Genomic DNA, 6,280 nt, shown 5'->3' with positions numbered 1-6,280 from the left:
AACTTCATATTTTGCCGGCGTGGCGGAATGGCAGACGCGCTCGACTCAAAATCGAGTGGGAAACCGTGGAGGTTCGAGTCCTCTCGCCGGTATAGATAACGGGATGTAGCTCAGCTTGGTAGAGCACCTGGTTTGGGACCAGGGGGTCGCATGTTCAAATCGTGTCATCCCGATTGTTGTTATGCGGGTGTAGTTCAATGGTAGAACTTTAGCCTTCCAAGCTAATAGCGTGGGTTCGATTCCCATCACCCGCTTAAATATTGAAAAAGAAAGAGATGGTACTCACCGTCTCTTTCTTTTTTTTGCATTAACAGGCATATTGATCATAATTGTATGCAAAGATCACGGATTATATGGCTTTAGCATGTATCCCATCCTCACCATGGATTCCCCCTCATTTAAGTCTGTTCTTAGTCATTGTAGAAGTGGTCAAATAGAGAAGGTCTAACACATGTTCGAACACAAGAATATCTTTTCTTTATCACAATTTATAAAAACGCTTACAAAAATAGCTTGCGTAAATCATTAACCTGTAATACCATATCAATTAAGCGCTTAACCTTTAGGGGTAAGGCGCTTAAACTTAACGTAGATTAAGCGCTTAACCCGTAAAGGAAAGGACGGCGATCAAACTCATGAAAACAATTCGATTAACGATGGCTCAGGCACTGCTTCGATACCTGGATCAGCAATATATCTCGGTTGACGGGGTGGAAACCAAGTTTGTGAAGGGAATCATCGGTATTTTTGGACATGGCAATGTAACAGGCATTGGAGAAGCGCTGGAGCGCAGTCCGGGAAGCCTGACGTATATGCAAGGCAAGAACGAACAAGGGATGGTGCATACGGCAGCGGCTTATGCCAAGCAGAAGAACCGTAGACAGATCTATGCATGTACAACATCCATTGGACCTGGTGCTTTGAATATGATCACAGCGGCAGCTACTGCAACAGTGAACCGGATTCCGGTTTTATTGCTTCCTGGAGATAACTTTGCTACACGGGAACCGGACCCGGTACTTCAGCAGTTGGAAGTGAGCAGTGATTATACAATCTCAGCTACTGACCCATTCAAAGCCGTCAGCAAGTACTGGGATCGCATTGTTCGTCCCGAACAGCTGATGATTGCTGTTACACAGGCCATGCGTGTGCTAACCGATCCAGCAGAGACGGGAGCAGTAACGCTCGCACTGCCGCAGGATGTGCAGGCAGAGGCGTACGATTATCCAGAATCGTTCTTTGCCCGCAAAGTACATTATCTGGATCGTCGCCCCCCGGTACAGGCAGCCATTGAGCGGGCAACGGAGCAGATTGCCCGAGGCAGAAAGCCGCTGCTCGTTGCAGGCGGCGGTGTGTTGTACTCTGAGGCATCCGCCCAGCTCGTGGAATTCGCCGAGGCATTTGGTATTCCGATCGCCGAGACGCAGGCGGGCAAGAGCGCAGTTTCTTGGGACCACCCACTAAATGTGGGGGCAATCGGGGTTACCGGCTCTCTGGCAGCCAATAGGCTGGCGAGAGAAGCAGACGTTGTGATCGGCGTCGGTACTCGTTTCTCCGATTTTACGACGGCGTCCCGCTCTGCTTTTCAACATTCAGAAGTGTCATTTATCAACATCAACCTGAACAGTATGGATGCCGCCAAGTTAGGCGGGGAAGCCATTCTGGCAGATGCACGCGAAGGACTGCAGGCTCTGCAAAAGGAATTGCAGGAAAGACAATACCGAAGTGCATATGGCGCATCTGAAATCGCTGATCTTCGCGCTGAGTGGAATGCAGAAGTGGATCGGCTGTATGCAGCTCAACATGAAGCAGGGCTGGCACAGACTACAGCAGTTGGCATCGTTAACAGGACCATTGATCCATCCTCCGTTATTGTGTGTGCGGCGGGCAGTCTGCCGGGTGATCTGCATCGTCTGTGGCGTGCGGCTGAACCAAAGACGTATCACATGGAGTATGGGTTCTCCTGTATGGGGTACGAGGTAAGTGGAGCGTTCGGAGCAGCACTTGCCGAGCCGGATCGTGAAGTGTACGCCATGGTAGGGGATGGTAGTTATCTGATGCTGCATTCGGAGTTTGTGACCAGTTTGCAGGAACAGAAGAAGATGACTATTTTATTATTCAACAACAATGGATTCCAATGTATTCATAATTTGCAGCGGGAACATGGTAGTGACGGGTTCGGCAATGAGTTCCGTTATCGGGAATCTGAGAGTGGACGACTGACCGGGGATTACATGCCAATGGACTTTGCAGCTCACGCCCGAAGCATGGGAGCCAAATCCTATAGAGCGGAGACAGCAGAACAGCTGGAACAAGCACTCCGAGATGCGAAGAACGAAACAGTGAGTACGTTGATTGAGATTCCGGTCGTGCCTGGAACCAACGCAGGTGGATACGAGTCATGGTGGAATGTTGGTGTACCTGAGGTATCTGCCGAAGAGAAGGTAGTTCATGCTCATCACACCATGCAAGCCAACCGTGCCAAAGCAAGACTGATTTAATCCGGTTTAATATAGTGAACCACAATGATGAACGACAAAGGAGACGTGGAGCAATGAGCAAGCTGCCATTCCAGCTTGGGATTCATCCGATCAATTGGGTCGGTGAAGATGTGAAGGAGCATGGTGATGCGACAACGTGTGCACAGATTCTGGATGACATTCAGCGTCTTGGGCTGACGGGTACAGAGATGGGACGTAAATATCCTACCGATCCTGCTATATTGCGTGAGGAATTGAGCAAAAGGAATATCAAGCTGGTCTCCCAGTGGAAATCCGTACTTTTCTCCGACCCGGCATATCGTCAGTCGGAGTTGGACGGTTATCGCAGACATGCGGAATTTCTACAATCCATGGGCAGTAAGGTAATCAGTACGGCAGAGGTAGGCGGGTCACTTCATTTTGATCCAAGACGGACACCGAATGAAAAAGAAGTGCTCAGACTCAGCGAATCTGAATGGCATATCCTCGCTGAAGGATTGAACGAAGCAGGAGCTATTGCCCGCGAACATGGGTTGAAGCTTACGTATCATCATCATGGAGGCACAGTGGTAGAACAACCGGATGAGATTGATCGACTGATGGAGCTGACAGACCCTTCTCTCGTGTATCTGCTCTATGATACTGGTCATGCCTACTATGGCGGAGCCGATCCACTTGAGCTGCTGCGCAAACATTATGATCGGATCGCCTATATCCATCTGAAAGATATCCGCCCTCATGTGCTGGATGAAGCACGCGCGGAGCAGTCTGACTTTGTCGGCTGTATTCGTAGAGGAGTGTTCACCGTACCAGGGGATGGATGCATTGATTTTGCACCAATTCTGCAAGAACTGATCACACGAGGGTACGATGGCTGGGCGATGCTTGAAGGAGAGCAGGACCCTGCAATTCATAACCCGTATGAGTATGCGAAGCGATCTTTGAACTATATGGAGTCGTTATATCAACACAGCTGATTCGTTCAGCATTGCAGCGGTCAGATGCCGCACCTATGAAGTGAAAAAGGAAGAAGGCCAGCAAGAGTATAACGTTACGATTGGAAAATAAAACTGACTTACTCTAGCCGATTACTAATCCTCACGATCGAATGAGTAACGAGTCTAGATAATCATATACAACATGGAAAATCCCACTACAGAAAGGGGCTCACATGCAATGACTTACGTATCCTTTCCGGTATCCAGGAAGAAGGATTTCACCGCGATTGGCCGCTTGTGTATCGACTTGAACGCCAATGAGATCAATCGCCCGATGGAAGAGACGATGACGTTCACGAAGTATGTTGGCGGCTCTCCGGCCAATATTACGATTGGCATGTCCAGACTGGGTATGGAGACGGCTTTTATCGGTAAGATCGCGGGTGACCAGATGGGCAGATTCATCCAGAGTTATTTGGAGAAGAACGGCATCGACACATCAAATGTAGTTACAGATGACACTGGAGCGGTGACAGGGCTTGCTTTTACCGAAATCAAAAGCCCAACGGATTGCAGTATCCTGATGTACCGGGACAATGTAGCGGATTTGTTATTACAGGCGCAAGAGGTACAAGAGCAGTTGATTGCTGACTCCAAAGTGCTGCTAATCTCAGGCACAGCCCTCGCGCAGAGCCCATCCCGTGAAGCCGTATTACAGGCACTAACGTATGCAAAAAAACATGGCACAGTTATTGTGTTTGATCTGGACTATCGCCCATACACATGGACATCGGACGAAGAGACAGCGGTATATTACAACCTCGCAGCCGAGAAATGCGATATCATCCTGGGCACACGTGAAGAGTTCGACATGATGGAGACATTCGACCACAATCCGGATCATAGCGATCAGGTGACTGCACAGAAATGGTTTGATTTCTCAGCGAATATTGTAGTAATCAAACACGGCAAGGAAGGGTCCATTGCTTATACGCGTGAAGGACTTTCCCACCGTGCGGACAGCTATCCGGCAAAAGTGGTCAAAACGTTTGGCGCAGGCGATTCCTACGCAGCCGGGTTCCTGTATGGATTGATGCAGGGCTGGACAATTGAGCGCAGTATGGCCTATGGCAGTGGCGCAGCAAGTATCGTCATTTCAAGCCACAGCTGTTCGGATGCGATGCCAACAGTAGAACAGGTGAATGATTACATCGAACGTTGCAATCGGGGCGAGATTACCGTGTCTTGAAGCACCTTGCAATACTTTGAATAACACACTCATACAGATCAAACATCAATGATATAAGTTCAACATAAGGGATCACACATAAGCGAAGGGAGACAGGGCTATGGGAAAAGGAATTTCTGAAGCGTCTGCAACAGCGAGAATGGTACAAAACTGGATCGGAGGTGCCTGGGTAACCCCAGTGTCAACTCGTACGGAGCCGGTTGTGAATCCGGCCACGGAAGAAGTTATTGCACATGTGCCACTGTCTGAACAAGCGGACGTGGATCTGGCGGTTCAGACAGCACGAGAAGCGTTCAAATCCTGGAGCAGCACACCGGTTCCGCGCCGTGCACGTATTCTGTTCCGCTACCAGCAGTTGCTGGTTGAACATTGGGAAGAGCTCGCTCGCCTGGTGACACTGGAGAACGGTAAAAGTTATGCCGAAGCGTACGGCGAGGTATTACGTGGCATTGAATGCGTCGAGTTCGCGGCAGGTGCCCCGAATTTGATGATGGGCAAACAACTGCCTGACATCGCTACAGGGCTGGAGTCGGGCATGTATCGCTACCCGATCGGTGTTATTGGGGGAATTACCCCATTCAATTTCCCGATGATGGTACCGTGCTGGATGTTCCCGCTGGCTATTGCGTGTGGTAACACCTTTGTTCTGAAGCCGTCCGAACGTACACCGCTGCTGGCAGGCCGCTTGGCAGAGCTGTTTAAGGAAGCAGGGCTTCCGGACGGTGTGCTCAACATTGTTCACGGTGCACATGATGTCGTGAACGGGTTGCTGGAACATAAGGATGTTCAAGCGATCTCCTTTGTCGGATCACAACCTGTAGCTGAATACGTCTACACTACTGCATCCAAGCATGGCAAACGGGTACAGGCACTCGCGGGTGCCAAAAACCACTCCATCGTTATGCCGGACGCCGATCTGGATCTAACCGTGAAAGAGATTACCAGTGCAGCTTTTGGTTCAGCAGGGGAACGTTGCATGGCATGTGCGGTTGTTGTCGCTGTGGGTGATGTGGCTGACGAACTGGTACAAAAGCTGGTGGAAGCAGCAGACCGCATTACCATTGGTAACGGTATGGATGATGGCGTGTTCCTCGGTCCCGTCATCCGTGGACCACATAAAGAGCGCACACTTAGTTACATTGAAGCCGGAGAGCAGGAAGGCGCGGCATTGATCAGGGATGGACGTAAGGATCAGGCGACAGGTGAATCCGGTTATTTTGTAGGGCCTACGGTATTCGACCAAGTTGATAGCAATATGAAAATCTGGCAGGATGAGATCTTTGCTCCAGTACTCTCGGTGGCAAGAGTGTCTACGCTGGAGGAAGCTGTTGAGCTGGCGAACCGTTCCGACTTTGCCAATGGGGCGTGTCTGTTCACCCGCAGCGGGGCGAGTATGCGTCAATTCCGTGAAACGATTGATGCGGGCATGTTGGGTATTAACCTGGGCGTACCTGCGCCAATGGCATTTTTCCCGTTTTCGGGCTGGAAAAAGTCCTTCTATGGTGATCTACATGCCAATGGTACGGATGGTGTTGAATTCTACACTCGCAAGAAGATGGTAACGGCGCGCTGGTAACAACCAGAGCATCACTCGGGCTAAGGGGAACGCCCAG

4 protein-coding genes and 3 tRNA genes are annotated in these 6,280 nt (G+C 50.1%); all 7 read left to right on the top strand.

The annotated features are described in order from the left end of the window. The first annotated feature begins 13 nt into the window (after positions 1–13). Positions 14–92: transfer RNA gene (locus tag AC6CIF_RS31730), tRNA-Leu, on the top strand. A gap of 7 nt (positions 93–99) precedes the next feature. Then, a tRNA-Pro gene (locus AC6CIF_RS31725) sits at positions 100–173 on the top strand. A gap of 10 nt (positions 174–183) precedes the next feature. Continuing rightward, positions 184–254 (top strand) — tRNA-Gly (locus tag AC6CIF_RS31720). Positions 255–635: 381 nt separating this feature from the next. Continuing rightward, a complete protein-coding gene (iolD, locus tag AC6CIF_RS31715; RefSeq protein ID WP_498202740.1) occupies positions 636–2,501 on the top strand; it encodes a 3D-(3,5/4)-trihydroxycyclohexane-1,2-dione acylhydrolase (decyclizing) in 1,866 nt (621 codons plus the stop codon). 53 nt (positions 2,502–2,554) lie between these two features. After that, on the top strand, positions 2,555–3,457 hold the full coding sequence (iolE, locus tag AC6CIF_RS31710; RefSeq protein WP_498202739.1) for a myo-inosose-2 dehydratase: 903 nt from the start codon (positions 2,555–2,557) through the stop codon (positions 3,455–3,457). 199 nt (positions 3,458–3,656) lie between these two features. Further along, positions 3,657–4,667, top strand: a complete 1,011-nt coding sequence (gene iolC, locus AC6CIF_RS31705; RefSeq protein ID WP_047841171.1) for a 5-dehydro-2-deoxygluconokinase — start codon at positions 3,657–3,659, stop codon at positions 4,665–4,667. 100 nt (positions 4,668–4,767) lie between these two features. Then, a complete protein-coding gene (locus AC6CIF_RS31700) occupies positions 4,768–6,243 on the top strand; it encodes a CoA-acylating methylmalonate-semialdehyde dehydrogenase (RefSeq protein WP_498202738.1) in 1,476 nt (491 codons plus the stop codon). The last annotated feature ends 37 nt before the right edge of the window (positions 6,244–6,280 follow it).

The organism is Paenibacillus sp. GQ49, assembly GCF_059759055.1.
Note: the sequence above shows the minus strand (reverse complement) of the source record. Positions and strands in the feature narration are given on the sequence as shown.